At 47.3% G+C, this 23,870-nt stretch carries 31 protein-coding genes; 22 read left to right on the plus strand and 9 right to left on the minus strand.

What is annotated here, in order from left to right:
* The first annotated feature begins 31 nt into the window (after positions 1 to 31).
* A complete protein-coding gene (locus tag BBB58_RS03200) occupies positions 32 to 991 on the plus strand; it encodes a phosphotransferase family protein (protein WP_074035398.1) in 960 nt (319 codons plus the stop codon).
* On the opposite strand, the gene BBB58_RS03205 is transcribed toward BBB58_RS03200, so the two are convergent.
* Positions 988 to 1,728 carry a hypothetical protein gene (locus BBB58_RS03205; RefSeq protein ID WP_074035399.1) on the minus strand — a complete coding sequence of 247 codons (741 nt, stop codon included), beginning with the start codon at positions 1,726 to 1,728 and terminating at the stop codon, positions 988 to 990. The genes BBB58_RS03200 and BBB58_RS03205 overlap by 4 nt on opposite strands.
* A gap of 73 nt (positions 1,729 to 1,801) precedes the next feature.
* Positions 1,802 to 2,494: a hypothetical protein gene (locus BBB58_RS03210; protein WP_074035401.1), complete on the minus strand. Its 693-nt coding sequence runs from the start codon at positions 2,492 to 2,494 to the stop codon at positions 1,802 to 1,804.
* 93 nt (positions 2,495 to 2,587) lie between these two features.
* Here BBB58_RS03210 and BBB58_RS03215 point away from each other — a divergent pair, with 93 nt between their 5' ends.
* The 12 genes from BBB58_RS03215 to BBB58_RS03270 all read left to right on the plus strand — a co-directional run bounded on the left by BBB58_RS03215 (position 2,588) and on the right by BBB58_RS03270 (position 12,019).
* A complete protein-coding gene (locus BBB58_RS03215) occupies positions 2,588 to 3,508 on the plus strand; it encodes an AAA family ATPase (protein ID WP_074035402.1) in 921 nt (306 codons plus the stop codon).
* A gap of 2 nt (positions 3,509 to 3,510) precedes the next feature.
* Positions 3,511 to 4,563 carry a DUF58 domain-containing protein gene (locus BBB58_RS03220; RefSeq protein WP_074035404.1) on the plus strand — a complete coding sequence of 351 codons (1,053 nt, stop codon included), beginning with the start codon at positions 3,511 to 3,513 and terminating at the stop codon, positions 4,561 to 4,563.
* A gap of 62 nt (positions 4,564 to 4,625) precedes the next feature.
* Positions 4,626 to 5,165: a ribonuclease FAU-1 family protein gene (locus tag BBB58_RS03225; protein ID WP_031421906.1), complete on the plus strand. Its 540-nt coding sequence runs from the start codon at positions 4,626 to 4,628 to the stop codon at positions 5,163 to 5,165.
* A gap of 49 nt (positions 5,166 to 5,214) precedes the next feature.
* Complete coding sequence (locus tag BBB58_RS03230; protein WP_074035405.1) at positions 5,215 to 6,345, plus strand: tetratricopeptide repeat protein; 1,131 nt, start codon at positions 5,215 to 5,217, stop codon at positions 6,343 to 6,345.
* Positions 6,346 to 6,356: 11 nt separating this feature from the next.
* Positions 6,357 to 6,788, plus strand: a complete 432-nt coding sequence (locus BBB58_RS03235; RefSeq protein WP_074035406.1) for a GNAT family N-acetyltransferase — start codon at positions 6,357 to 6,359, stop codon at positions 6,786 to 6,788.
* A 130-nt stretch (positions 6,789 to 6,918) separates the two neighbouring features.
* Entirely contained in the window at positions 6,919 to 7,362 is a 444-nt protein-coding gene (locus BBB58_RS03240) for a MarR family winged helix-turn-helix transcriptional regulator (protein WP_047794740.1), read from the plus strand.
* Positions 7,363 to 7,389: 27 nt separating this feature from the next.
* Positions 7,390 to 8,382: a ring-cleaving dioxygenase gene (locus tag BBB58_RS03245; RefSeq protein WP_041917956.1), complete on the plus strand. Its 993-nt coding sequence runs from the start codon at positions 7,390 to 7,392 to the stop codon at positions 8,380 to 8,382.
* Complete coding sequence (locus BBB58_RS03250; protein ID WP_031421917.1) at positions 8,379 to 9,008, plus strand: NADPH-dependent FMN reductase; 630 nt, start codon at positions 8,379 to 8,381, stop codon at positions 9,006 to 9,008. Before BBB58_RS03245 ends, BBB58_RS03250 begins: the two co-directional genes overlap by 4 nt.
* A 90-nt stretch (positions 9,009 to 9,098) precedes the next feature.
* Positions 9,099 to 9,578 (plus strand): hypothetical protein, encoded by a 480-nt coding sequence (locus tag BBB58_RS03255; protein ID WP_074035407.1) that lies wholly within the window; start codon positions 9,099 to 9,101, stop codon positions 9,576 to 9,578.
* A 40-nt stretch (positions 9,579 to 9,618) separates the two neighbouring features.
* A complete protein-coding gene (locus BBB58_RS03260) occupies positions 9,619 to 10,686 on the plus strand; it encodes a saccharopine dehydrogenase family protein (protein ID WP_074035408.1) in 1,068 nt (355 codons plus the stop codon).
* Complete coding sequence (locus BBB58_RS03265; RefSeq protein ID WP_074035410.1) at positions 10,683 to 11,180, plus strand: NUDIX hydrolase; 498 nt, start codon at positions 10,683 to 10,685, stop codon at positions 11,178 to 11,180. Before BBB58_RS03260 ends, BBB58_RS03265 begins: the two co-directional genes overlap by 4 nt.
* A 44-nt stretch (positions 11,181 to 11,224) precedes the next feature.
* Positions 11,225 to 12,019, plus strand: a complete 795-nt coding sequence (locus BBB58_RS03270) for a GNAT family N-acetyltransferase (protein ID WP_074035412.1) — start codon at positions 11,225 to 11,227, stop codon at positions 12,017 to 12,019.
* 35 nt (positions 12,020 to 12,054) lie between these two features.
* On the opposite strand, the gene BBB58_RS03275 is transcribed toward BBB58_RS03270, so the two are convergent.
* Both BBB58_RS03275 and BBB58_RS03280 read right to left on the minus strand, forming a co-directional pair.
* Positions 12,055 to 12,840 (minus strand): SDR family oxidoreductase, encoded by a 786-nt coding sequence (locus tag BBB58_RS03275; protein WP_074035413.1) that lies wholly within the window; start codon positions 12,838 to 12,840, stop codon positions 12,055 to 12,057.
* Between the two features lie 73 nt (positions 12,841 to 12,913).
* Complete coding sequence (locus tag BBB58_RS03280; protein ID WP_074035414.1) at positions 12,914 to 13,228, minus strand: hypothetical protein; 315 nt, start codon at positions 13,226 to 13,228, stop codon at positions 12,914 to 12,916.
* Positions 13,229 to 13,370: 142 nt separating this feature from the next.
* Between BBB58_RS03280 and BBB58_RS03285 the strand changes: the two genes are divergently transcribed.
* The 3 genes from BBB58_RS03285 (at position 13,371) to BBB58_RS03295 (ending at position 15,334) form a co-directional block, all read left to right on the plus strand.
* Positions 13,371 to 13,679, plus strand: coding sequence for a hypothetical protein (locus BBB58_RS03285; protein WP_031421923.1), 309 nt, complete (start codon positions 13,371 to 13,373; stop codon positions 13,677 to 13,679).
* Positions 13,680 to 13,742: 63 nt separating this feature from the next.
* Positions 13,743 to 14,747: a S66 family peptidase gene (locus BBB58_RS03290; RefSeq protein ID WP_074035416.1), complete on the plus strand. Its 1,005-nt coding sequence runs from the start codon at positions 13,743 to 13,745 to the stop codon at positions 14,745 to 14,747.
* Positions 14,744 to 15,334: an NUDIX hydrolase gene (locus BBB58_RS03295; protein ID WP_074035418.1), complete on the plus strand. Its 591-nt coding sequence runs from the start codon at positions 14,744 to 14,746 to the stop codon at positions 15,332 to 15,334. The genes BBB58_RS03290 and BBB58_RS03295 overlap by 4 nt, the downstream gene beginning before the upstream one ends.
* Here the strand turns inward: BBB58_RS03295 and BBB58_RS03300 are convergent.
* A complete protein-coding gene (locus BBB58_RS03300) occupies positions 15,323 to 15,787 on the minus strand; it encodes a GNAT family N-acetyltransferase (RefSeq protein ID WP_074035420.1) in 465 nt (154 codons plus the stop codon). The two genes, BBB58_RS03295 and BBB58_RS03300, sit on opposite strands and share 12 nt — an antisense overlap.
* A gap of 50 nt (positions 15,788 to 15,837) precedes the next feature.
* Here BBB58_RS03300 and BBB58_RS03305 point away from each other — a divergent pair, with 50 nt between their 5' ends.
* Both BBB58_RS03305 and BBB58_RS03310 read left to right on the plus strand, forming a co-directional pair.
* Positions 15,838 to 16,626, plus strand: a complete 789-nt coding sequence (locus tag BBB58_RS03305; protein WP_074035422.1) for a GNAT family N-acetyltransferase — start codon at positions 15,838 to 15,840, stop codon at positions 16,624 to 16,626.
* A gap of 348 nt (positions 16,627 to 16,974) precedes the next feature.
* Positions 16,975 to 17,958: a M23 family metallopeptidase gene (locus BBB58_RS03310; protein ID WP_074035423.1), complete on the plus strand. Its 984-nt coding sequence runs from the start codon at positions 16,975 to 16,977 to the stop codon at positions 17,956 to 17,958.
* 44 nt (positions 17,959 to 18,002) lie between these two features.
* On the opposite strand, the gene BBB58_RS03315 is transcribed toward BBB58_RS03310, so the two are convergent.
* Positions 18,003 to 18,548 carry a TraR/DksA C4-type zinc finger protein gene (locus tag BBB58_RS03315; protein WP_074035424.1) on the minus strand — a complete coding sequence of 182 codons (546 nt, stop codon included), beginning with the start codon at positions 18,546 to 18,548 and terminating at the stop codon, positions 18,003 to 18,005.
* A 152-nt stretch (positions 18,549 to 18,700) separates the two neighbouring features.
* Between BBB58_RS03315 and BBB58_RS03320 the strand changes: the two genes are divergently transcribed.
* The 4 genes from BBB58_RS03320 to BBB58_RS03335 all read left to right on the plus strand — a co-directional run bounded on the left by BBB58_RS03320 (position 18,701) and on the right by BBB58_RS03335 (position 20,365).
* Positions 18,701 to 19,225, plus strand: coding sequence for a GrpB family protein (locus BBB58_RS03320; RefSeq protein WP_074035425.1), 525 nt, complete (start codon positions 18,701 to 18,703; stop codon positions 19,223 to 19,225).
* A gap of 57 nt (positions 19,226 to 19,282) precedes the next feature.
* Positions 19,283 to 19,579 carry a hypothetical protein gene (locus BBB58_RS03325; RefSeq protein ID WP_074035427.1) on the plus strand — a complete coding sequence of 99 codons (297 nt, stop codon included), beginning with the start codon at positions 19,283 to 19,285 and terminating at the stop codon, positions 19,577 to 19,579.
* A gap of 122 nt (positions 19,580 to 19,701) precedes the next feature.
* On the plus strand, positions 19,702 to 20,055 hold the full coding sequence (locus tag BBB58_RS03330; protein ID WP_074035429.1) for a GNAT family N-acetyltransferase: 354 nt from the start codon (positions 19,702 to 19,704) through the stop codon (positions 20,053 to 20,055).
* A 4-nt stretch (positions 20,056 to 20,059) separates the two neighbouring features.
* Positions 20,060 to 20,365 carry a hypothetical protein gene (locus BBB58_RS03335; RefSeq protein ID WP_047794750.1) on the plus strand — a complete coding sequence of 102 codons (306 nt, stop codon included), beginning with the start codon at positions 20,060 to 20,062 and terminating at the stop codon, positions 20,363 to 20,365.
* A 39-nt stretch (positions 20,366 to 20,404) separates the two neighbouring features.
* Here BBB58_RS03335 and BBB58_RS03340 read toward each other — a convergent pair whose 3' ends face one another.
* From BBB58_RS03340 to BBB58_RS03350, 3 genes are all read right to left on the minus strand, one after another.
* Complete coding sequence (locus BBB58_RS03340; RefSeq protein WP_074035431.1) at positions 20,405 to 21,262, minus strand: pirin family protein; 858 nt, start codon at positions 21,260 to 21,262, stop codon at positions 20,405 to 20,407.
* A 105-nt stretch (positions 21,263 to 21,367) separates the two neighbouring features.
* Positions 21,368 to 22,633 carry a hypothetical protein gene (locus BBB58_RS03345; RefSeq protein WP_074035432.1) on the minus strand — a complete coding sequence of 422 codons (1,266 nt, stop codon included), beginning with the start codon at positions 22,631 to 22,633 and terminating at the stop codon, positions 21,368 to 21,370.
* A gap of 286 nt (positions 22,634 to 22,919) precedes the next feature.
* The gene (locus BBB58_RS03350; RefSeq protein WP_074035434.1) at positions 22,920 to 23,816 is read right to left on the minus strand and encodes an aldo/keto reductase; all 897 of its coding nucleotides are present in this window, start codon (positions 23,814 to 23,816) and stop codon (positions 22,920 to 22,922) included.
* Between the last annotated feature and the right edge of the window lie 54 nt (positions 23,817 to 23,870).

Consider the following 23,870-nt stretch of genomic DNA (forward strand, 5'->3'; position numbering starts at 1 on the left):
TGAGTATAGCATAAATTGGAAGGGGACGAATATGGAACAACTATCTGTTTTCTGGGAAAACACTGATCTCAAGCATGAGTTTGATCAGTGGATTGATGAATATATTTCGAATGAGACGTGGCATCTAGAAAAAGATACGGATTTGACGTATCTGGTTCATGGCAATGGCGTCTATGCTAAAGCGGTCACTTCAATCAGTCAGAGTGAAGGAATGTTGTCACAATATCTTGCTCATATGTTGCCTGGGCTCGTGCCAGACGTAGTCGCTGTGCATCCGGTTCATCCATGGTTCATCTTGCGAAAAGTTTCCGGTCACCCGTTACGTGATGTACCTGATCAGGAACAGTATGAGGTTGCGCTACGAGAGTATGCCAAATTACAGCAACGAATGAGTGGTGAGACGGAGCAACTTTTAAAAATGGGGGTTCCAGACCGTCGTCCGTCTATGCTCAGGGAGGAAATCGAATCGACGTTCGTTGAGATGAGTCTAAATCTGGAGCGGGTGCAGCGGGAAGAAGTGTTGGCACTAAAACCTGAACTTCTGTCGATGTGTGAAGAACTAGAAAGTGGTATACCGATGAGTCTCGACCACGGCGATTTGCATGGAGGGAATATTTTCTGGGAGCCTGAAAGCAATCAACCGGTGATTCTCGATTGGGGAGATGCAACAATCACACATCCATTCTTTAGCATGCGTGTCTTTTGGAACATCTTGTTCGATTTATTGCCGGAAGAGGACGATACATTATGGATAGAGAAAATCCATGAGTTACGAAAGGTTTATTTGAAAGAATGGAGACACGTCGCGCCAACAGAAATACTCGAGCGTCATATGAAGATTGCGGAGGAATTGGGATGCGTGTATCGGGCCATCTCATGGCACACCTACGTCACAGCACATCGTCGGGACAAAAAAGATCCCAGCGACAAACCGGCACAATGGCTCAAGTTGTTGCTGGAATATCGTAAGTTACAACGTGACACGCATTAACTTTCATTCTTGGCTAACAGGTCCACATAGTCCTTCTCGTTCCAAAAGAGCGGTGAGATGGATTCGGGGCCTTTTAAAATTTCTCCGTCCTGATCATATACGATGGCATACCCGCTCTCGACATCGAATACGAACAAGTCGGCAGTGACTTCGGTCACGCCGTTCCCGGCAATGATCACGTCATCGATTGGCTCCCGTGCCAGTTCGACGCCCGCTTCATCGAGTTCGACGAGGAGGGCTGACGTGTAGGCATGGCGGTCATAGACCGTTTGGAATTCATCCTGCGTGAGGACGACATCGGTAGGTGGGGCACTTGTACCGAATTTCCGATTTTCAATCTCTTCGACGTATTGAAGGAAGGATTCCTCTTGCCAAAATAGCGGAGCGACCGACTCAGAACCATTGATCACCGTTCCGTCCTGACTATCGAAAATGGTAGCATACGTCCCGTCATCGAGCTTAAATGGGTAAATATCCGCATACGTATGCTCGAGACCGTTGCCGGCGATGATGACCCGTTCGAACGTCTCCCGAAACGGTTTGATTCCTTGTTGTTCAAGGGCAGTAAGGAGCGGTTTCGTTTGTTCGTATTGGTCATAGACGTCTTTAAAGTCCTCACGCGTCCATTCGGTGATGGGTTCATCGGGTGATTCGATTGGGATTGGATTGTCTGCCACCGTATCTGTACAACCCGTGAGTAAAAGTGCACTTAATCCGAATATCGCCCATCGTTTCATGTTTCCATCCCCTTAACTGACATTTTCCACCATTTTATCATTCATGATGAAAAAGCAGAACCTGTGCACATTCTCACTCGGGGTGAGGACGTGTCGCGTAGGTATCGAGTGTTCTCTTGAAGTGAAGTGTGTCTTCTTCAGAAATCGTCACACCTGAAGAGGTGCCGTAGCGAACCGCATGATAAACGGACGGGTTCATCGGTAAATCGATGCGTTGGAACCACTCTTGCAATGTCTCATGAGCACGCAATCGCTTGACTGGTACGAGAGATTGGTTGAATGTGATCAGTGCATCGCGAATCGGGACGTTCGTGAACGCTGTGAGCGTCGAAACGGACGAGGCGTTCTTGTGTTGTAGCGATTCTACAAGCGGGTCTATGCTTGAATCATCATCATCTCGTGCGTTCGTCAAATGCCATTTTCGTTTTCGATAGACATAGAAACTGAAGCAACAGAATGCGATCAAAGCGACGAATAGTCCGAGATTTCGTCGTGTTGATTCTCCAGATCCCGTGATTCTAACAAAAAAGTGATGTTTTCCTTTTTGAGGATCCAATTCAAACGGGTAATCTGCTTTGGATTCACCAATTAAAATTCCATCATCCTCATCCGATAGGAGATCAGTTGGAAGACTATGACTTTCCTCGACCGGTATCGTTTCCGGGTTATAGAGCCACTCGAATACACTCGTCGCAATCACCATTATCGTAAAGGTGCCGAGGAGTGTGGCGACAATCATGAGAAGAAACTTGTTCGTCCAGCGCAAGAGGGTACCTCCTTTTGAATTTTCAGACTATTTGTTGTTTATCTTACCATAAAAAGGTAAAGTTTGAAAAAAACAAAAAATGGAGGTCGTCATATGGGCATGGAGCAGGTCATCAAACAGTTGAACGAAGTGTATTTAGGAAAAGAGGATGTCGTACGCCTCTGTTGTACGGCGTTACTCGCGGAAGGACATATTCTATTAGAAGATGTGCCAGGCACGGGAAAAACGTTACTTGCCAAAACAATTGCGGCCAGCTTCGACGGGGTGTTTTCCCGGATTCAATTCACGGCCGACTTGTTACCGTCTGATGTGATCGGAGCAGACTATTTCAACATGCAGACGCAGACGTTCGATCATCGCCAAGGACCAATCTTTGCGAACATCGTCTTGATTGATGAAATTAACCGAGCGGTTCCACGAACGCAGTCCGCCTTGCTTGAGGCGATGGAAGAACGACAAGTTTCCATCGGGGGAGAGACATATCCGATGCCGAAACCATTTTTCGTCATCGCGTCGCAAAACCCGATTGAATCAGCGGGGACGTTCCCCTTACCGGATGCCCAACTCGATCGCTTCTTGATTTCGATTCCAGTCGGTTATCCTGCTGTTGCGGAAGAGAGAGAACTCCTCTTACAAGTGATGCGTCAAACGAGGAAAACCGTAGAGGCGGTTGCGACGTTAGACGAGTTACGCCGTGCTCAGGAGGAAGTGAAGCAAGTATCGATTCAAGATGATGTCCTCGATTACTTACTCGGGCTCGTTCACGCGACCCGGGAACATGCATCCGTCGAGGTCGGTGTCAGTCCACGTGGAGCCATCGCGCTCATGCGAGCGTCTCAAAGTTATGCCTATCTGAACGATCGATTGTACGTCATTCCGGAAGATGTGAAAGCCGTGGCACCTTATGTCTTGTCCCATCGTTTGACGTTGACGCTTGAAGGAGGCATCAAATCGACGAAACAGGACATTATCCGTTACATCTTAGACACCGTCTCTGTGCCGGTAGAGGGCTGAAGATGACCTTCTCGACACATAACGCCCTACAGAAACAATGGATTCCGGTTTATGGATTCGCTGGGGTGATTCTCGTATTCGTCCCGTACATGGAGATTGTCGGATATGCGCTTTGTTTACTTGCGGGCATCGTTTGGTTCTTTGAACGGACACGGAAACAGTTGGAACAAGCTCTTCGGCTTCACATACATAGCCATGAATCCCTTCTCTTTGTCGGGGATGAGACGGAGGTACAACTGATTTTAGATGGAAGTGAAGTCGTCGAACGACTCGGGCTTCCGGTTCGTGTTCGGCTGAAATCCAATACAGCGCTCAGTTTTCCAGCCCACGACCGGTCCCCGAATAGTTTGGATTTGACATTACGGACAGATCAGGCTCGTCAGATGCTTCACATTCAAGCCGAATTCCGAGGTCCTGCCTACATCGAAGAATGCATACTTGCTGTGACGCTCCCGTTTCATCTCGGGACGTACTTACTCGAGTGCCCCATCGAGAAGCGGTGGACGGTATTACCGTCCCTTACGTTACACCCACCGGTCGGCACGAAACGTTTAGCGCTTGGTGACCGGCCTTTGACCGCATCACCACTTCGGAATCCACTGCAGGTTCTGGGGTCAAAGCCTTATGAAGGGGAACCGGTAAAAGAGATTGACTGGGTCGCGACGGCAAAACTTGGACGAGTCCAGTCGAAAGTCTTTCAAAAGACATCGCTCGATACGTTCACGTTCGCAGTAGATTTGAGTGGGCCGTCCGGCTACACGTTACATCACGACTTCGAGTCGATCATCAGCCAAGTCGCATATGTGACGACCCGACTCTTAAAAGAAGAGTGTAAAGTCGAGCTGTTCATCAACCGCTTCAACGGAGAAGGGAAGATGGAACATATCTCTCTTCAAGAGGGAGAGCGAGGTTCACGCCTCATCCTCTTGATGCTGGCCGACCTCCATCCCGGGAACCGTTTCATCTCGACAGACGCGTTCGTCCGTATGGTCGAGCGGAAACGCTTGAAGCAAAGTCATCTCGTCTGGTTCAATCAGCATAACCTGTATGACTAACAAGGAACTTTCTTTCTTCTGGCGAACTGTATCATACAGAGATGACCAAAGGGGAGATCCATATGGCAAAACGAAAGTATGCGAATCGACGAGACTGGGAACGAATTTTAAAGAACCGCTACGCGCAAATTCGTGTTCAGACGGAACAATTTTCAGGCGTCGTCGCCTTATTCCAAATCGATGAGGTTCGGGCACCATTATATAAAAAGCATAAAGGGGAAGAATTCATCGTGGCGGATGCCGGGTTTGCTTGGCTCCAATATTTCCCGGACAATGAACCGTTCGGTGTGACAGCGATGATCAATCCGGAAGGCGAAATCGTGCAGTGGTATATCGACCTCGTTGACCGAATCGGCGAAGAAGAGGGTATCCCTTATATGGATGACTTGTTGCTCGATATTCTTGTGTTTCCGAACGGAGATATTGTCAAAAAGGATGAGGATGAGTTTGAAGAGGCGACCAAGAGCGGCGAGCTGACACCTGAACAGGTCGAACGTGGATGGCGTGAATTCGAAGCGACACTCGAACGAATCGAACGTGGAGACTTCATCTACTTTGATTTGGCAAAAGGACATTACGAACAGTTAAAACAAAAGCTATGAGCGAATTCACTCTCTCTGCTACAGTAAGAGCGTAGGAGGGGGAGTTTTTATGAAAAAAATTGAAATTGAGACGTGGGCACGACGTAAGCACTTCGAGTTTTTCAAAGCGTTTGATGCGCCACATTTCAACGTGACGGCAAACGTAGATGTCACGAACCTATATACATATGCAAAGGAGAGCAATCAATCGTTCTTCAAACTCTTTTTATACGGTGCGGTGAGAGCGGCGAACGCGACTCCGGAATTGCGCTATCGTATCCGTGGTGAAGAGGTCGTCGAACACGAGGTGGTCCACCCTTCGTTCACGGTCATGTTAGACGAGGATGTCTTCAACTTTTGTGCGGCTACGTTCTATGAAGATTTACCGACATTCTTACAGGAAGTGACGACGCGGATGGAGCGAGCTGCCGATAAAGTCGTGGTCGGGGATGACGAGCCCGACGACTTACTGTATATCACGAGTGTTCCGTGGGTCACGTTCACGAGTATCATGCACCCGACGCATCAGCAACAACATGACAGCGTGCCGCGCATCGCCTGGGGCAAGTTCGAACGTCAAGGCGAGCGTCTGGTTATGCCGTTATCCGTCCAAGCCCATCATGCACTCGTCGATGGAGTACATATCGGTAAGTATTATGAAACGTTACAAGCATGGTTAGATCAAGAATTCGCACAGGAGGGGACCGACGTGACAGAAGAGAATGAGTTTGATCGAGCCGTTCGTCTCCGTGAGGATGGACAACTCGAGCAGGCGAAGCAACTGTTCTTGTCGCTCTTGCGGAAAGATGAAAAGAATCCGAGGCTACATGCGTACTGTGCGTGGTGCTATGACTCGCTCGGTGAAGAACGTCAAGCGGTCCCGCATTATGAACGGGCCATCCGACTCGGGTTGACGGGGGAAGAGTTGGCGGAATCATATCTCGGACTCGGCAGTACGTATCGGGCACTCGGACGATACGCAGAGGCGGAACAGTTATTTAAAGAGGCGATTGAGCAATTCCCGAATCACGGGGCGCTCAAGGTATTTCAAGCGATGACCCATTACAACGTCGGTCGCCATGAAGAAGCGACGGGAACGTTACTTGAACTGCTTGCAAGTCCGAAAGCGGACGAGAGCATCGCGCGGTACCGGCGTGCCATCGCATTTTATGCAAGAAACTTAAATGAGACATATGACTAAAGGAGAATGACATGATTTCACTACGTCCGATTGATGCACAAAATTGGTATACATGCTGTCAATTGGCATTAAGTGACCAACAACAGTCGTATATGGAGCCGAATGCGATTTCGTTACTTCAAGCGATGTACGAACCGACATTACGTCCACGTGCGATTTATGAAGATGAGACGATGGTCGGCTTCCTCATGTACAACACAGAACTTGAAGAGTTGGATGCATTGTGGATTTACCGAATCATGATCGACCATGCTCATCAAGGCAAAGGGATTGGTCGACAGGCGGCAGAGCTGATGCTTGAAGAAATCGGCGAGGGGAAACCGATTGTCGTCGGCTATCACCTCGAGAACGAGGCAGCGCATCACTTATATGGAAGCCTAGGATTCGTTGATGAAGGCCATCGATTCGGTCGTGAAATGGCTGTAATTCGGCGAGGGGAATGAGACGGGAACAACCCGTCTTATTTTTTAAATCAAATCGATTGACGGGAAAATCTTCGCATGATATATTTATCTCGAATTAAAGATATTTAAATTTAAGTTAATGGCTCTCTTGGACAAAGGAGGGAGACAGATGGAACCATCTGATGCATTAAAAACAATTACTGTGCTGTTACGTGCCTCTCAGTCGTTACAAGACCTGGTGAAGCAGGAAGTGGCGTCTTACGGATTGAACGCGACCGAGTTCGCCGTACTCGAGTTTTTATATCATAAAGGAGATCAACCGATTCAAGTCATCGGGAAGAAAATTCTCCTCTCGAGCGGAAGTATGACGTACGTCGTGGACCGGTTAGAAGAAAAAAGGTATCTCATTCGTAAGGCTTGTCCGAGCGATCGTCGCATCACATACGCGGCGCTGACGGATGACGGAGAGCGCTTGATGCAAGATATTTTCCCTAAGCATACGGAGCATATGAACGCCGTGTTTGAAGGGATGCAATTAAACGAAACGATTGAACAGTTGAAACAAATAGGAAAGCGGGCAGAAGCAGCAAAAAATTTTAATCATGTATCTTGAAATCAAGATATAAAAGGAGAGAGAATGATGAATCATGTTAAAGGAATTCACCACGTCACAGCAATCACGAGTAGTGCCGAAAAAAACTACGATTTCTTCACTCACGTGTTAGGCATGCGTTTGGTGAAAAAAACGGTCAACCAGGACGACATTCAAACGTATCACTTATTCTTTGCGGACGATAAAGGAAACGCAGGGACAGACATGACCTTCTTCGACTTCCCAGGTATCCCGAAAGGTAAGCACGGAACAAATGAAATCGCGAAGACGTCGTTCCGCGTACCGACAGATGAAGCGTTGACGTATTGGGTCCGTCGATTCGACCGTCTCGGTGTCGAGCACGAAGGGATTCAAGAACAGTTCGGGAAGAAGACGCTCTCGTTCATCGACTTTGATGAGCAGGCGTATCAACTCATCTCGGATGAGTTCAACGAAGGCATCGCGTCGGGCGAGCCGTGGAAGAACGGTCCAATCCCGCTTGAATACGCGATCACGGGACTCGGTCCAATCTTTATTCGCATCGCCGATATCACATATTTCAAACAAGTGATGGAGCAAGTGATGCTATTTAAAGAGATCGGGCGAGAAGGTGATGTGTATCTCTTTGAAGGAGGTGAAGGTGGAAACGGAGCGCAAGTGATCGTCATTCACGACGAGACATCTCCACAAGCGCGTCAAGGGTTCGGTACCGTGCACCATGTCGCATTCCGTGTCGAAGACCGTAGCGTCCTCGATGAATGGACAGCACGTCTCCAACAGTTCGGTTTGCCGACTTCTGGCTACGTCGATCGCTTCTTCTTTGAATCATCCTATGCACGTGTCGCGCCGCAAATCTTGTTCGAATGGGCGACAGATGGACCTGGATTCATGGGAGACGAGCCGTACGAGACGGTCGGTGAGAAGTTGTCACTCCCGCCGTTCCTCGAAGCGAAACGTTCGCAAATCGAGGCGATGGTACGACCAATCGATACGGTCAGAAGCACGAAAACATTTGAGAAAGAATATGAGGGCATGAAATGAGTTTCTTAAATCGCTTGTTTGGAAAATCAGATGCATCACAACATAACCAAGGAGGAACTACTATGTTAAACATCGGAATCGTACTCGGATCAACTCGTGAAGGTCGCGTCAGTCCACAAGTCGGGGAATGGGTGAAAGAACTCGCCGACAAACGTGGCGATGCCAACTATGAAGTCATCGACATCGCAGACTACAACTTGCCACTTCTCGGCGAAGCGGGTCAAGACGCATCTGGCGTTGCAGCCTGGTCGGAGAAAATTGCGCAAATGGACGGATTCATCTTCATCGTCCAAGAATATAACCATTCCATCTCAGCATCTCTTAAAAACGCTCTCGACTACTTACGCGTCGAATGGAACAACAAAGCAGCCGGAATCGTCTCATACGGTTCTGTTGGTGGAGCACGGGCAACAGAACATTTACGGGGCATTTTGAGTGAATTGTCAATCGCTCACGTACGTGTCCATCCTGCACTCTCACTCTTCACGGACTTCGAGAACGGTACGCATTTCGCTCCGAAAGAAGTTCAAGCACAATCGGTCAACGATATGCTCGACCAACTCCTTCCATGGACGGAAGCGATGCAATCGGTCCGTACGAAAGCCGGAGAAGTTGCAAACAATTAACAAATCGCGAAGCCAGCCTGAATTTAGGCTGGTTTTTGTGCGTTTTCAGAACAGGTCGTGTAAAGTTGGAAGGGATTAGGGGGAGTGCAGATGTGGAATCGTAAAATCGTCACAGCATCCATCGCTTCGCCCGTCTATGCGATTTTGTTAGCGTGTGGGGTCACTATGATGGGTCTACGAGAAAATGGAGGGATGAGTGGCGTACTGAATGGCTTCCTTTTGATGACGGTTGCCTATGTAGCGGTCAGTTTTCCGATTATGTTGACCTACGGTGTCGTGACCTCATGGTGCAGTGACTGGTTGGCGAATCGACTCAGTTCGAAACGATTCAGGTGGTTCACTTCGTTTGTTTTACATATACTATTCGGACTCGTCTTGTCATGGCTCAGTCTTCTCGCAGCGACTTTGTTTTACTTGGTGGATCGTCTACTACAGCATCGGGGAGACATAACAAAACTACAAACAGTGAAAAGTCTGCTCATCCCAATCGGATATTTGCTTATTGTAACGGGAAGTGTGTATATCATCGATGTCATCCAAGATCTTTTCGTTCGATTCAACTTCTTTTAGGGAAACGAACAAGGATACATTAACATAAGGAGGGGTAAAAATGAGATGGATGATTTATGGGGCGAATGGCTATACGGGTGAGCTGATTGCACGACAAGCCGCTCGTGACGGAATGCGTCCGGTTCTTGCCGGACGAAACGCAAGAGCGATTCATCGCCTAGGAGATGAACTGGGTTGCGAAACATCGATTTTCGCATTGAGTCGTGAAGCCGCAATCGAGGCGCTTCACGATGTAGATTTAGTCCTTCATTGTGCAGGTCCTTTCACGGATACGAGCCAAGTGATGATCGAGGCATGTCTAGAGACAGGTACGCATTACTTAGATATTACCGGGGAAATCGACGTGTTCGAATATGTCCATTCTAAACAGCGAGCGGCTCAAGCCAAAGAACGTGGTGTGATTTTATGCTCGGGTGTCGGATTTGATGTCATTCCGACCGACTGTGTCGCGCGGAAATTAAAAGAGTTGATACCGGATGCGACAACACTCGCTCTTGGCTTTTCGGCGGCAGCCGGCATCTCACCAGGAACCATGAAGACGGCCGTTCGTGGACTAGGGTCGAGTAGTGTGGAACGTGTGAACGGCAAATTATCATCATTTCCAATTGGGGCAAAGCGGAGAACGATTGATTTTGGTCGCGGAAGCCGTACCGCCATTGCGATTCCGTGGGGAGACGTTTCGACCGCCTACTACACAACAGACATTCCGAATATTACGACTTGGGTTCCTGTACCGACAGCGGCCGCCTATGCTGCTCGCGCTTTGTCATGGTTCAGCCCGATTCTCGGAAAAGAGGCCGTGCAGGAACGATTGCTCCGTTATGTCGACGAAAACGTATCGGGACCAGATGAGGCTGTACGTGAAAAATCATCGACGTACGTATGGGGCGAAGCAACGAATGAGGAAGGACGAAAAGTAGTCGTCCGTATTCAAACGGCAAGTACGTATGCCTTCACCGTGTACGGGGCGCTCGCCGTCGTCAAGCGGTTGCTCGGTTCGGGTGGGATGCTTGCCGGAAGCTTCACACCAGCCATGCTATTCGGATCTCACTTTATCGAAGAGATTCAAGGTTCCTCTTCGTTCGTGATTGATGAGATTCGTCCATGAATCGAGAAGTATGGGATTTACTCGACGAAAACCGGCAACCGCTCGGTCGAACGCACTTTCGTGGGGATGAATTAGAGCCGCATACGTTTCACACGGTCATCGAAGTGTTCACGTTCAATCCGGATGGGAGATTATTGCTGTCGAAGCGTCATCCGGATAAGACGTATCCGCTTCTTTGGGAAGGAACGGGCGGCTCGATTTTGGCTGGAGAAACGAGTCGACAAGGTGCGGTCCGTGAGCTAAAAGAAGAGTTGGGACTATATGTATTGCCTGAGCAACTCCGGTTCGTGACAACGATTAAGCGGGGCACATATTTCTTGGATATGTATTGTCTCGTGTGCGAGAAACCAATCGACTTCGAACAACTGTCACTGCAAGCAGATGAAGTCGTCGATGTGACGTTACAAGAATGGGAGACGGTCCTTGAGTGTGTAGAACTTGTTCCTTCTGTCCGGGAACGGCTGATTCAATACGGTCATCTCATCCGACCGTGAACATATGCTACACTCAACATGGAATATACAAGGGAGGGAAGAGCGTGAAACGTTTAGAATTGGCAAGGCGTATCGAACGCATCAAAGCAGAGGGGACGTCTGCTTACATTCGACATCGTAAACAAACCCCTCCCTATGAAGGTGCGGAACTACACGTAGAAGGAAAAGGGCATGTGTTCAAAATGGGAAATATGAGTTTTGCGGTCGGATTTGGATTGAATCGGCCGACAAGCTTTTACGACCTGCATCAAATGGAAAAATGGGTACGCGGGAAAAATGTCTCGCGTCTACATATTGAGGTTTGTCCATTAGCGGAAGACTCCTTGCTCCGCTTATTGCAAGAACGTAACTACACGCTCGATCATTTTTTGGACGTATGGACGTTGGATTTGACACAGCATGCCTCCACATCTGTACCGACTCAGGTCAAAAAAGTGAAGGATGAGACACTCCATGAGTGGGCATACGCCGTTGCGGCTGGATTCGCCGAGTCGGGCACAATCCTTCAAGAGACGGTCGATACAGCCAAAGGCTTTTACGCACTACCGAGTAATCATGCTTATCTCGTGCGAGAAGAGGATGCTGTCGTAGCGGGTGGGATTTTAGCCACGCAAGACGGGATTGGAGAGTTGTTTCTGACGAGCACCGTTCCGACGTATCGGCAAAAAGGGTACCAGACGCAACTTATTTTGGAACGAATTGCCGAAGCGAAAGCACTTGGATGCAATCTGTTGACGGTTACGACGAAAGTCGATTCGGCGTCTGGTCGCAATATGGAACGGCTTGGATTTCAGCCGTTCTATCAAAAAGCGGTCATGAAAAGTCCAATCCTTAAATAAGCAGGTCGCCTCGGGTGAGGTGACCTGCTTTTCGATTACAAGAGCGATTCAGCCCCATCGACGTATACTTCAGAGCCGGTCACGTGGCTCGACATGTTGCTCGCGAAAAATAAGACGACATCGGCGACTTGTTTCGCGGAGCCCGATTTTCCGGCAAGCGGTTGATTCCCAAGTGGATATTCGATTGGAATAACGACTTCTTCGAGCAACGCATCGTCTCGATTGGTCGAATCGTCAATATTCGTATCGATGGCCCCGGGACAGATGGAATTGACACGAATCCCGAATTGAGCGAGTTCCGCAGCAGCCATTTTCGCAAAGCCGGTTTGACCTGCTTTCGTCGTCGCGTAGCCACTGAATCCGAAATTTTTAAAATAGCGGTTCCCGTTAATCGATGAAGTGATAATGATACTACCGCCATTCTCTTTCAAATGGGGAATAGCATGTTTGACGGTCAAAAAGGTTCCCGTGAGGTTCGTCTCCACCACTCCATTCCAATCATCCAATGATAAATGTTCGATCGGTGTGATGGTCCCGTTTCGACCGGCGTTAGCGAAGACGATATCGAGTTGACCAAATCGTTCCATTGTCCGTTCGTAGGCCTCTTTCATTGCAGATTCATCTGACACATCTGCACTGATGCCGATGGCGCGTTCTTCCCCGACAAGGCTTGCGAGACGCATCGCATCTTCTTCATTCAAATCGACAATGGCGACTTTCGCTCCGGCTTGAATGAAGCGGATGACCGCGGCACGTCCGATTCCGGAGGCTGCCCCGGTCACAAAAGCTACTTTTCCAGATAGTAATTTATTTGAAATCAATCCGATCACTCCTTTTTATGTTTCTGTTCTCATATTCCACAGTTCTGGAAAAGTTACGCTTCATTTCAAAAAATCATGGAGCGTTGACTTCGATGGTGCGTGCGATGTTCAAATTCGAATCCGTCGGGATGACCTCGATTGTCACCAGTTGTCCGCTCTGTAACCCTTGTACGCTATTGACGATGCCGGTGACTTCGGTTTGATCATTGATCAAGACGACGCGCAATGTGACTTCTTCCGAGGATCCGGTAGATTCAATCAATATTTGGGGGATATCGACTCGTTCAATCTGTCCCTCGACTAAGTTGTCATTCCACGTGCTCATCCAATAAACGGCGAAAAAAAAAAGACCGAGAAAGATTAAGGCAAAGGTTAATCGTGAACGCATGCACACCTCACTCCTTTGTTGTCCCGTTTCGCATCTTGTCTAATTTACCTTTACCCGGAAATTCTCTCATTACTTAAAAAAATAGTAGGAATAACAAGAAAAATGGGGAATAGAAAGGAAAACGAAAAGGTGAGGTGTGGGCATGTGGATGATGGTTGGTGCGCTAGGATTGGTTGCTTGTGTATGGATCGCGTTCGGTTGGTTCACCATTGGTAATGCAAAGCGACGGGTATGGGGAGGTCTTTTTTCACTCAGTATGACTTGTCTGTTTGCACCGCTCTTCCTCGTGAAACTGGGAGAACAGTATGGTTTTGTTGGGATTCAAGTAGGGTTGACCGCTTTATTCGGCGTACTCGCAGGTGCATTTTTCTTTGTTGCACTCGGATGGACAGGACGCCCGGCGAAAGTTCGAAAAGTGAGAACGTTATCAGAAGACCCTGATTTATTTTGAAGCATGACTTACCACTCCTACGGTATAATGCGGTCATAATGATGTTGTGAGGGAGTGGGGATCATGATTAAACCGCCAATGTTGCAAGTGGGGGATACGATAGGGATCATTACGCCTTCTTTTCCGGCACCTGTTCAGTTTGAGGGGCGTTACCAACGTGGGGTTGAACAGCTCAAGCGGATGGGATTCAAGGTGAAAGAGGGCACGTGTACATATAAAACAGAAGGATATCGGTCCTCGTCCATTCGGGATCGTGCTGACGAATTGAACGCATTTTTACATGATCCTGAAGTGAAAGCGATCATCAGTACAATTGGTGGAACAAATTCGAACTCGGTGTTACCATATATCGATTATGAACAACTCCGACGTCATCCAAAAATCATCATGGGATATAGTGATGTCACGGCAATCTTGATGGCCTGTTATGCCAAAACGGACGTCGTCACATTTTACGGTCCGGCAATCGTCCCCTCATTCGGTGAATACGGAGGGATGTTCGAGACGGGGGAGCAATATGTCAAAGACATCCTCTGTTTAGAACGAACGGCTCCGTTTCAGTTACATATCCCTGATGAATGGACGGAAGAGATGCTCGATTGGTCGACGCAACAACGTGTCAAGACGTTCCAACCGAATGAAGGATGGATTTCTCTGAAGGATGGAAAGGCACAAGGAACGTTGATTGGCGGGAATCTGAACACGATGTCTGGGTTCTTCAAGTCGGATTATTATCCCGATTTGAAAGGCGCGATTCTATTCCTAGAAGACTCGTTTAAGACGATGGCTGAAGAAGAACGTTCGCTTAGTATGCTGAAGCTGGCGGGTGTGTTTGATGAGATTTCGGGTCTGATTATCGGGAAGCACGAGCATTTTCAAGATCAATCAGCTCCCTTCTCATTCAACGACTTGTTGCTTGAAATCATCGGAGAAAAAGATTTTCCGATTTTGACGAATGTCGATATCGGTCACACGTTTCCATCACACGTTTTCCCGATTGGGATTCAAGTTGAGTTAGATACGACGAATGGGATTATCCGATTTTTAGAAGATGGGGTGTCGGAATGAAGGAGCACCTCACTATTTTTGACGAGAATCTCCGGAAAATAGGGGAGAAGGAGCGAAATCAAGTTCATCTTGACGGGGATTGGCATGAGACGTTCCACTGCTGGTTCTGGAAAGAAGACCTCATTTATCTTCAGCGAAGAAGCATGGAGAAACAGGATTTCCCCGGGAAATATGATATTACGGCAGCGGGACACCTCGCAACAGATGAGACAATAGCGAATGGCGTTCGTGAAATTGAAGAAGAGCTCGGACTGTCATTGACGTTCGAACAGCTCACCTTTATGGGAATCTTTGAAGACGTGATTGAACTGGACGAGTTTCTTGATCGCGAGTTTGCACATACGTATTGCTATCTCTATCAAGGTGAGCCGATTCATTTTGACGACCAGGAAGTGATGGATGTCGTAGCTGTTCAAAGAAATGAACTGAGGTCGCTGACAGAAGGATGCATGTGTACGATTGAAGGATGCTCTCTTATGACGAATCATCTTGTTCAAATCACGCAAGCCGATTTAGTTCCGCATCGTCAGACTTACTGGCAAAACATATTTGAGAGTTTGACACGAATGGATGCTTTAAATCGTTAAGGAAAGAATACGCTGTTCGCCGATCGGTCCACCGATTCGACGTCCAGTATCGCTCCACCCAACGCTCATATAAAGGCAGAAGGCGGCTTCGTTTTTCAGATTGACCGACAGGACGATTTCACGAATGTGAGGGAAATGTTGCTTTACGAACTGCGGAAGTGCTTGGAGTGCCGCTTTAGCGTAGCCTTTCCCTTGGTCCTCATAGTTAATGGCAAAGGCGGAGAAGAGCAAAGCATTCGACTCGGTCGTATAGGAAGTGACGCGTTCGTTGTCATGCAGTAAGAACATCCCGACTGGTTTCGATGCGACGATGACAATCGGATGAACGCCATTAGGTAATGAATCATCCATGTCTTTGGGCAGGGTCGTATACTTTTCTTGGTCCGTCGGTAGTGCGAACGTATCGAGAATCGATTGATGCGTATCATTTCGATATTCGAGCGTAATTTTCATAAGGAGTCTCCTTCGGGCTTTATTGATTTTCATTCAGAAAGGGGAATTATATGTCGACACAGTTTACATACCGTCAAAATCCACCATTACAAGATTTATATCGTGCGTTTATGAGCGGTTTTTCTGATTACATCATTCCGTTTCAATTCGATGAGCAGACTTTCGAAGATGTTTTTCTTGTTCTTGTTCAAAATCAGCCGTCCCGTTCCATTGTAGCCTATGATGGTGAAGAACCTGTCGGTGTCGTGTTAACCGGGATTGCACATCTTGATTCAGGATGGCAGACACGTTGTGGTGGGCTTGCTGTCGCCCCACATGTCCGAAAAGCAGGAGTCGCGACCGAATTGATGAAACGATTTGAAGAGGCGGCAGTAGGCACTCGTTTACTCGAAGTCATTCAAGGCAATGATGCGGCAGTGTCTCTCTATGAACGACTAGGTTACGAAACGACTCGAGAAATCCTCTACTTCCAAGCGGTGTCATTAGAAACGAACGCAGACATAACGTATGAACCGATTCAAACGTTATTTGATGAGTTGTATCCGGCGGCGAGTCACGTTCCGATTTGGCAACGCGATGTGCGCGTGACCCAACAAGCTGCTGAGTTAGTGAAAGTCGTAGAAGGGAATCGAATAGGATTTTTGTTATACCGCGATCACGTCTTGCTCGATGTTTTTGGACAAGCAGAAGAAGCGGAATGGCTATTGCGGGCGGCCGCGAGCCGATCGCCACTTCATATCACGTTGACATCAGACCGTCCTGAATGGGTTGAAGCGGCACGACGATTGGGATTTGTCCAAGACGAGATTGCCCAATTTGAAATGGTGAAGGACGCTTGATGAAGCGGTTGTTGGTCATCTGTATCATTGCGCTGATTAGTGGAAATACCGCGACCCTGATTGCGCTGACAACAAATCTTTCTCCCGACCTGTCGCGAGGTATACTAGTAGTTAGTGTGAGTGTAACACTCCTTTCCATCGGTGGTATCGTCTGGGTGGGATAAAATACAAAAAAACGCTAGTGAAATCCTTGTGAAGTGACACTTGAAAATATCACATCATGCTGTCATGTATGACATGAAAATGAAAAACTTCATATATTGAAATTTTTAACCCCCAGTGGTATATTCGCACATGTAGCTTTTTTGAATTTCTTGAATGTATCAATTTGGAGGGTTTATTATATATATGTGGAAACAACTCATCATGACAGCGGGTGTTGGTGTTCTCTTATTCCAAGGACAAACCGCATCTGCCGACAACATGTCCCCGCAAGATCTCGTTCAAACTGAAAAGTCATTGCAACAAACGAAGCAGCAGGTTAAAGATACGAAGCAATCGATTCAAGCCATTCAAACAAAGTTGAAGCAAGTCGACCATAAGGCGGAGGCGTTGCGAGATAAAATTGAAGGGACTTCTAAAGAATTAGAAGAAGTGGAAGAGTCGCTCGTTCCGGCAGAACAGTCACTCTTCGCAAAAGTCGTTTCTTCCGTGTTGCCGAGTGCGAAAGCTGAGGCCGCTGAAGCGGAAGAAGCGCATCAAGAGCTTGTTAAAAAAAAAAACCAAGCAAACGAAGTATTGAAGCAACTGAAAGAAGAGCAAGAGCAAATTGAAGCGACACGTCAAGACGTGAAAGCGTCGTATGACGAAAAGTCGAAACAATATAAGAAACAAACGAATCAATTGAGTGACTTGAAGAAACAGTATGAAGCGATGGCACCCGATCGGTTCTTAATGCCGGCGGAAGGTCGCCTCTCTCAAGGATTCGGTTCGGCGAGTGGGCAGTTCGGATACACATTCCATAACGGTCTCGATATCGCCGCCAAAACAGGCACACCTGTATACGCCGCGGAAGCTGGAAAAGTGACAAAAGTCAGCTCCAGTGGACCATATGGAAACCACATACAAATCGAACACAACGTAGACGGTCAAAAATGGACGACCGTGTATGCACACTTGCACAAAGTGGATGTCAAGACAGGTCAGTTGGTACACCAAGGTGAACCGATCGGTCAAATCGGAAACACGGGCAACTCGTCAGGTCCGCACTTACACTTTGAGATTCATAAAGGGGACTACAATTTCTCGGCTAGTTCAGCTGGGAATGCCGTCGACCCGATGAAACTGGCAGAGCGCCTCGGTGGTGCTTCTCCGGTAAAAGCCACGTTTTAAGCAGACAGATGCCCTGAGCCTCTCGGATGAGGTCAGGGCATTTTTTACTGTTCGCGCGTCGGATCGTGGTTGCCTTCGCTGTCGGCAATCGTATCTGAGCTTCCGTAGTCTTCTACTTGGGAGAAGGCGTCCGTTTTTTGACCAGGTTGATCCGTTCCGTCTAACTCTTTGCGTCGAGCTGTCTCATTAGGGTTCAACACGTCTTCTTCAACCGGTCGATCGACTTCATGCGCGTGTTCTTCCTCTTCTTGTGCCCGGGCGTGTTCGATGCAAAGGGTGGCTTCTGGAATGACTTCCAGACGGTCTAGTTCAATGTCTTTCCCACACACCTCACATTGTCCATATGTCCCATTCTGAATGGCTAATAGCGCCTTATCGACGTCACTCAAGAACTCTTCATCGAGCTCATTAAGGGCTTGGTCTCGTTCTCGTAAAAAGAGCTCTTCGCCCGAGTCGGCAGGGTGGTTGTCGTAATGAGAGAGCTCTCCTTCATCATATGTCTCTTCCCGATTATCCATGTATCCTTCGGTTTTTGTTTTTTTTTTCAATAATCGTTTTTTAAACGTTTCGATTTGTTCTTCAGTCAACATATCCATTCACTCTCCAGTTCTCAAGTCATTAATATAAGGTTTCCCATTTTATTTGTGTACAAACCATTTGAAGTGGAATCCCTCATGTCGAGCGATGTTTAGAAAGGGTATGATGAGAATAAAGAGTTCTTTAAAAAAAGGAGGAACGAATCATGAGAAAAGTCGAAGTAGTGAAATACAATCCAGAATGGAATCAAAAGTTTGAAGAAGAGGCTGGTAAATTGAGTCGGTTATTCGAAGAGGAGCTTGTCGCGATCCATCACATTGGAAGTACATCGGTCGAAGGATTGGCGGCAAAACCAATCATCGACATGATGCCGGTCGTACGGGACATCGAACGAGTCGATGACTACACGGAGCGGATGGAGGCACTCGGGTACCGTGGACTTGGTGAATATGGGATTCCGAAGCGTCGCTATTTCCGTAAAGGAGAAGAAGAACGGACGGTTCACGTGCATGTGTTTGAAGAAGGGAATCCGGATGTCATAAGACACCTTGCCTTCCGGGATTACTTGCGAGCTTATCCTGACGTTCGCGATGCGTATGGTGAGCTGAAGCTTCAACTTGCGGCACAGCACCCAGAAGACATGGAAGGATACATTCAAGGAAAGCATGACTGGGTCATCGAGACGGAACGGTTGGCGACGAAGTGGTATAAAGAAAATCAAGACGCGTGAAACCTTTTTATGGAAATGGTCGTATAATACATCAAACCTTAAAGGGGGAGATGTCATATGAAAAGATTTCTCGGGAAATGTGTGGAATACTCTTTGGCCGCACTTGTCTTCGTCGGTCTGTTCTTTGTCCTTCGCGCGATTGCCGGTGACTCGGACAAAGGGTACATGTTGACATTGCTCGGTACATTTTTTCTCGTCTTTCCTAGTTCGCTCTTGATTGGTTACTTTTTGGCCCGTCCGCTTCAACGTCGCCTAAATGGGAAAGGAACGGAGGCTTCGAGTGAGCATACGTTGCGCGGAACTGAAAAACCGCACGGTGTAAACGAAGATCGAAACCATTCAAACTATACCTGATGATGGAGATCACATTTATCCCTACGATTGATGCCCGTCTCATCGCACGGTTGAATCGTTCCATCCATGAGCATCACGTCCATATGAATCCGACCTTTTTTGCGGAGTATTAGGAAGAGAAGATGTACGAAGCCTTTTCGACACTGATTGGAAGACCCGGCCATCACTATATGGTGATGCAGCTTGAAGCAACTCCAATCGGTTACATATGGTTCGAAGAGAAAGTGGGTGAGGCGAACGCGTTTCGTCAAGCCGTTCGCGTGGTGTATGTTCATCACATCAGTATCGACCCCATGTATCAACGGAACGGTTACGGTCGACGTGTGATGGAATGGATGGAGCAATGGGCACTTGACCACCAATTCAGATCGATTGAACTAGATTACTGGATGAGCAATACGGATGCCGCCTCGTTTTATAGCGAAATCGGGTTCACCCCAAAACGTCAGATTGTCATGAAAAAATTGGAGGAATGAGATCATGGAGGAGTTACTTACAATTGGAATTGGTATTCTCGGAGTTCTGTCGTTAGGTTGGTTCTTTTATAGTTACTGGCTCGGATATAAAGGGGGCAATATCGTCATGACCCTCGATGAGCACTATACAAAACTAGAAGAGTACGTACCTGCTATCTTGTCGAAACTATACGAAGATGGGAAAAGCGCTCACTATCTTGGCGACCGCAAGTTTGAAGTGGAGGGCAAGCGTTACGTTCTCGTCGAACGGACCGTACCGATTGGTCATGTTCCGACACAACAGACGGTGTTACAACCGGATCGATCATAATCAGAAAAGGGAGCTCTCAAGTCGAGAGACTCCCTTTGTTTATTTGACGGCTGGGGGACCGAACCCGCCGCTATGATAATCGCGGAAAGCTTGGCGGATTTCTTCTTCCGTGTTCATCACGAATGGACCATGCGCAATATAGTCTTCGCGAATCGGTTTTCCGGAATAGATGAGCACCCGTGTACGCGTCGTGGCCTTCAGTTGAAGTGTGCTCATCGCTTCAGATGTTTCATCGAACGTCAGTGTCGCCACATCAGTTTTACTGAGCGGAATTTTGGAAGACCCAACTTCAATTGAACCAGCGAGTACGTACAAAAAGCTGTTATGATTCGCAGGCAAGATGTGTTCGTATTCGCCACCTTCTTTCAGCGTTATTTCTGTCATCGTGATGGGGACGAGACTTTCCATCGGCCCTTTTACACCCACAATTTCGCCGGAATAGACACGAAGCTGCCCGCCGTCGAAAGGAACGAGGGGTGCGTCCTCGACGTATACGTTCTGATAGGAAGTGGTTGTTGTTTTTAACGACTTCGGCAAATTCAACCAGAGCTGCAGCGTATGGATCAAATCATCGTCAACCGCTTCTTCGGCGTGTCTAGCGGCCCATCCGGCGTTCATATACTGAACATCACCGGCGTCCAAAATCGAATGTCCCCCATGATTATCAATATGTTCTAGACGACCATCGATGACATACGTGATGGTTTGAAACCCACGATGGGGATGGTCCGAAAACGTCCCACGCTTGAACCAGTCTTCTGCCATCAAAATAAATGGATCGAACTCCTCTTTTTGTTCTGGAGGTAACACCCAGCCCTGTTGCACATGGGGATACCCGTTTTGTCGATAGGAGACGCGCCAATGATGGTTCACGTCACGTATAAATGGATTTGTCACAAAAATTCACTCCTTTCCCTTCCTATCTTACCAAAAAATATGTCTCATCGTACTATATTTGCTTCATGAATATGCAAAAAGACAGACGCATTCGCATCTGTCAGATTAAGTGTTTTGTTCAAACAGGTTATACCACTTGATGGCATCCTCACGTAGTAGCTTAAAATGGGCGCCTGTCTCTGAATTGGTCACGTACACATCTGCACCATCATAGCTAACATCAAACGTTTGGGCGCATATCCCTTGAAATAGGGTCACATAAGGTGTGGAAGCGGTCTTGCCTGCATAGGCGGTCGCGTTAGCTCGTTTGATGGCGCCAAAAATAAATTCCATTTCATCTTGACCGACATGTTGTAGGAAGGAGGCATCTTTTGATTCCGTTCCAAGGAGTGCCAAGTCATGAAAAATGACATGACGTTGACTACTTAATTTGTCGTGAATTTGTTCACTCAATTCTTTTCCATACAACAACTTGGGTTCATGATACGTCAAGGAGACGTTCTGACGATGGGCCGTTCCGTTTTTCATGAACGTATAACTGTAGAGTGGATACTCGTGACCCGGTACAAGAACCGAAGGGAGTTGCGGAGCTGTTTTGGCTCCGAACATTTGTGAAATATGCGCTTCTTTCGGTCGCAATACTTCTTGATAGTCATTTTGATCTCGGCTCGTATAAATCGCGTATTGTAACACCTCATCAGACTTTTCTGTCCCGAGCCCGAGTGACAAATAGGGATGCCTTATTGATTCGACAGGAATGACGAGGCGGTCTTTGGCTTCGGACGATGTAAAGGTCAGTTCAAATTCACCACTGAAAGGCATCGTGATATGGAAAAGTGTATGCTCGATCCCTTTTCTTTCTGGATAGGGCTCATTACCTATCGGCTTTTTCTTTTTTTGTTCGAAATGCTCATATTCATGGGGCTCAGCAAATCGGAATTTCGGAACATCCGGATAAGGTTCGGCCGTATACTGAACATCGTTTAAACTTTCAGGAAGCGTGTTAATTTCGGTGGCATATGTGACGGAATCGAGTTGACATTGGACATATGATTTATTTTCGACAGTGAAAAAAGTTGCGGTTGGAAAAGAAGATTCGGTGGCGGCATCAGTCAACGGTTGGTTCAATGTGACCGTCCCGAGCCAATGTCTTTCACCACTTGGAATTCTTTGAATCGCGTTGTCAGGCTGACATAACTCGATAATCGCTGCACGATCCGATTCGGGCATTTCAATTTGTTGTCCGTTTGGTAACAGGGCACGTCCTTGATAATATTCAGGAGCGGGTTGGAGTCGGAGTGCGCGTTCTTCCTCGCATCCGAAAAAAAAAAACAGGATGACGAGGGTACTGAAAATCAGGTACTTTTTCACATCGTTACTCTCCTTCGATGAATCACTTTCACCATTCTAGCACCAATTTTTTGTGACTTTATTCTTAGGAAAATTAATTTGTTATTTAGAAAAAAAAAAAAAAAAACCGTCCAACTTGAACTGGACGGGGGATAAAACCATTTATGACTTATTTTTACTTTTTAACTTTTTTCGTATGTCGATTTTTGACGAAAAAACGTTGATATTATGAGACATTGAAAAAAGTCGATTATTCTTCTAAATTATCACTTTATAATTCAGTGGGATTTATTTGATGAAGTTTCCTTCAATCAACATCTCGACCGCGTGCCGCCTTCAAAATTTCGAACCATTCTTCACGAGTGAGGTCGATTTGAAGGGCGTCGACTCCCGTCTGAACGCGCTCGATTTTTCCGGATCCGATAATCGGCATAATGTTTGCAGGATGTTTGACGAGCCATGCATACACAATCGAGTCAATTCCGCTTGCATTGTGACGTGAACGAATTTCCTCGAGTTTTTCACGAAGGGGTGCATACAGTTCATCTTTGAAGAGTTGACCACCGGCTAGTGGACTCCAAGCCATAAGTGGCATTCGTTTTTCGTGACACATTTCGACCGATCCATCCTCAAAATGTTTCAATTGCATCGGAGAGAGTTCGAGTTGATTCGTCACAAGTTGGAATGGAAGACGAGATTGAAGCAAGTTCTGTGTAGCCGGAACATGGTTAGATACACCGAACTCACGTACTTTACCACTATCGCGCAAGATGATGAAGGCTTCGGCCACTTCATCCGGATTCATCAGCGGATCTGGACGGTGGATGAGTAATGTATCAATGTGGTCAATGGCCAACTCTTTTAACGAACGCTCTACTTGCGCGATGATATGCTCTTTTGTCGTATCGTAATAATTGAGTGTTTGACCTGGGTTAAATGACCCCGTCAATTTAATTCCTGTCTTTGTGACGATCTCCATTTGGTCTCGGAGTTCAGGCTTTAACTTTAAGGCTTCTCCAAATAAACCTTCACATGTGTAACCGCCATAAATGTCTGCATGGTCGAATGTCGTGATGCCAAGCTCGAGACATTGTTCGATGAATGTGAGGCGTTCCTGTGGGGTCATGTCCCAATCAGCGAGCCGCCACATCCCATGGACGATGCGTGAGAATGATAATTCTTCTGTCAAAGCGATACGTTGCATTATAACTCCTCCTTGGTTGTCAGTCGCTCTTCATTATACGTCTTACGAGAATGG

The organism is Exiguobacterium profundum (genome assembly GCF_001909285.1).
Taxonomy (GTDB): Bacteria; Bacillota; Bacilli; order Exiguobacteriales; family Exiguobacteriaceae; genus Exiguobacterium; species Exiguobacterium profundum.

What these genes read in the sequence shown, in the direction of transcription:
- BBB58_RS03200 (WP_074035398.1), top strand. Translation starts at nt 32, where the DNA reads ATGGAACAACTATCTGTTTTCTGGGAAAACACTGATCTCAAGCATGAG.
- BBB58_RS03205 (WP_074035399.1), bottom strand. Translation starts at nt 1,728, where the DNA reads ATGAAACGATGGGCGATATTCGGATTAAGTGCACTTTTACTCACGGGT.
- BBB58_RS03215 (WP_074035402.1), top strand. Translation starts at nt 2,588, where the DNA reads ATGGGCATGGAGCAGGTCATCAAACAGTTGAACGAAGTGTATTTAGGA.
- BBB58_RS03220 (WP_074035404.1), top strand. Translation starts at nt 3,511, where the DNA reads ATGACCTTCTCGACACATAACGCCCTACAGAAACAATGGATTCCGGTT.
- BBB58_RS03225 (WP_031421906.1), top strand. Translation starts at nt 4,626, where the DNA reads ATGGCAAAACGAAAGTATGCGAATCGACGAGACTGGGAACGAATTTTA.
- BBB58_RS03230 (WP_074035405.1), top strand. Translation starts at nt 5,215, where the DNA reads ATGAAAAAAATTGAAATTGAGACGTGGGCACGACGTAAGCACTTCGAG.
- BBB58_RS03235 (WP_074035406.1), top strand. Translation starts at nt 6,357, where the DNA reads ATGATTTCACTACGTCCGATTGATGCACAAAATTGGTATACATGCTGT.
- BBB58_RS03240 (WP_047794740.1), top strand. Translation starts at nt 6,919, where the DNA reads ATGGAACCATCTGATGCATTAAAAACAATTACTGTGCTGTTACGTGCC.
- BBB58_RS03245 (WP_041917956.1), top strand. Translation starts at nt 7,390, where the DNA reads ATGAATCATGTTAAAGGAATTCACCACGTCACAGCAATCACGAGTAGT.
- BBB58_RS03250 (WP_031421917.1), top strand. Translation starts at nt 8,379, where the DNA reads ATGAGTTTCTTAAATCGCTTGTTTGGAAAATCAGATGCATCACAACAT.
- BBB58_RS03255 (WP_074035407.1), top strand. Translation starts at nt 9,099, where the DNA reads ATGTGGAATCGTAAAATCGTCACAGCATCCATCGCTTCGCCCGTCTAT.
- BBB58_RS03260 (WP_074035408.1), top strand. Translation starts at nt 9,619, where the DNA reads ATGAGATGGATGATTTATGGGGCGAATGGCTATACGGGTGAGCTGATT.
- BBB58_RS03265 (WP_074035410.1), top strand. Translation starts at nt 10,683, where the DNA reads ATGAATCGAGAAGTATGGGATTTACTCGACGAAAACCGGCAACCGCTC.
- BBB58_RS03280 (WP_074035414.1), bottom strand. Translation starts at nt 13,228, where the DNA reads ATGCGTTCACGATTAACCTTTGCCTTAATCTTTCTCGGTCTTTTTTTT.
- BBB58_RS03285 (WP_031421923.1), top strand. Translation starts at nt 13,371, where the DNA reads ATGTGGATGATGGTTGGTGCGCTAGGATTGGTTGCTTGTGTATGGATC.
- BBB58_RS03290 (WP_074035416.1), top strand. Translation starts at nt 13,743, where the DNA reads ATGATTAAACCGCCAATGTTGCAAGTGGGGGATACGATAGGGATCATT.
- BBB58_RS03295 (WP_074035418.1), top strand. Translation starts at nt 14,744, where the DNA reads ATGAAGGAGCACCTCACTATTTTTGACGAGAATCTCCGGAAAATAGGG.
- BBB58_RS03300 (WP_074035420.1), bottom strand. Translation starts at nt 15,787, where the DNA reads ATGAAAATTACGCTCGAATATCGAAATGATACGCATCAATCGATTCTC.
- BBB58_RS03305 (WP_074035422.1), top strand. Translation starts at nt 15,838, where the DNA reads ATGTCGACACAGTTTACATACCGTCAAAATCCACCATTACAAGATTTA.
- BBB58_RS03310 (WP_074035423.1), top strand. Translation starts at nt 16,975, where the DNA reads ATGTGGAAACAACTCATCATGACAGCGGGTGTTGGTGTTCTCTTATTC.
- BBB58_RS03315 (WP_074035424.1), bottom strand. Translation starts at nt 18,548, where the DNA reads ATGTTGACTGAAGAACAAATCGAAACGTTTAAAAAACGATTATTGAAA.
- BBB58_RS03320 (WP_074035425.1), top strand. Translation starts at nt 18,701, where the DNA reads ATGAGAAAAGTCGAAGTAGTGAAATACAATCCAGAATGGAATCAAAAG.
- BBB58_RS03325 (WP_074035427.1), top strand. Translation starts at nt 19,283, where the DNA reads ATGAAAAGATTTCTCGGGAAATGTGTGGAATACTCTTTGGCCGCACTT.
- BBB58_RS03330 (WP_074035429.1), top strand. Translation starts at nt 19,702, where the DNA reads ATGTACGAAGCCTTTTCGACACTGATTGGAAGACCCGGCCATCACTAT.
- BBB58_RS03335 (WP_047794750.1), top strand. Translation starts at nt 20,060, where the DNA reads ATGGAGGAGTTACTTACAATTGGAATTGGTATTCTCGGAGTTCTGTCG.
- BBB58_RS03350 (WP_074035434.1), bottom strand. Translation starts at nt 23,816, where the DNA reads ATGCAACGTATCGCTTTGACAGAAGAATTATCATTCTCACGCATCGTC.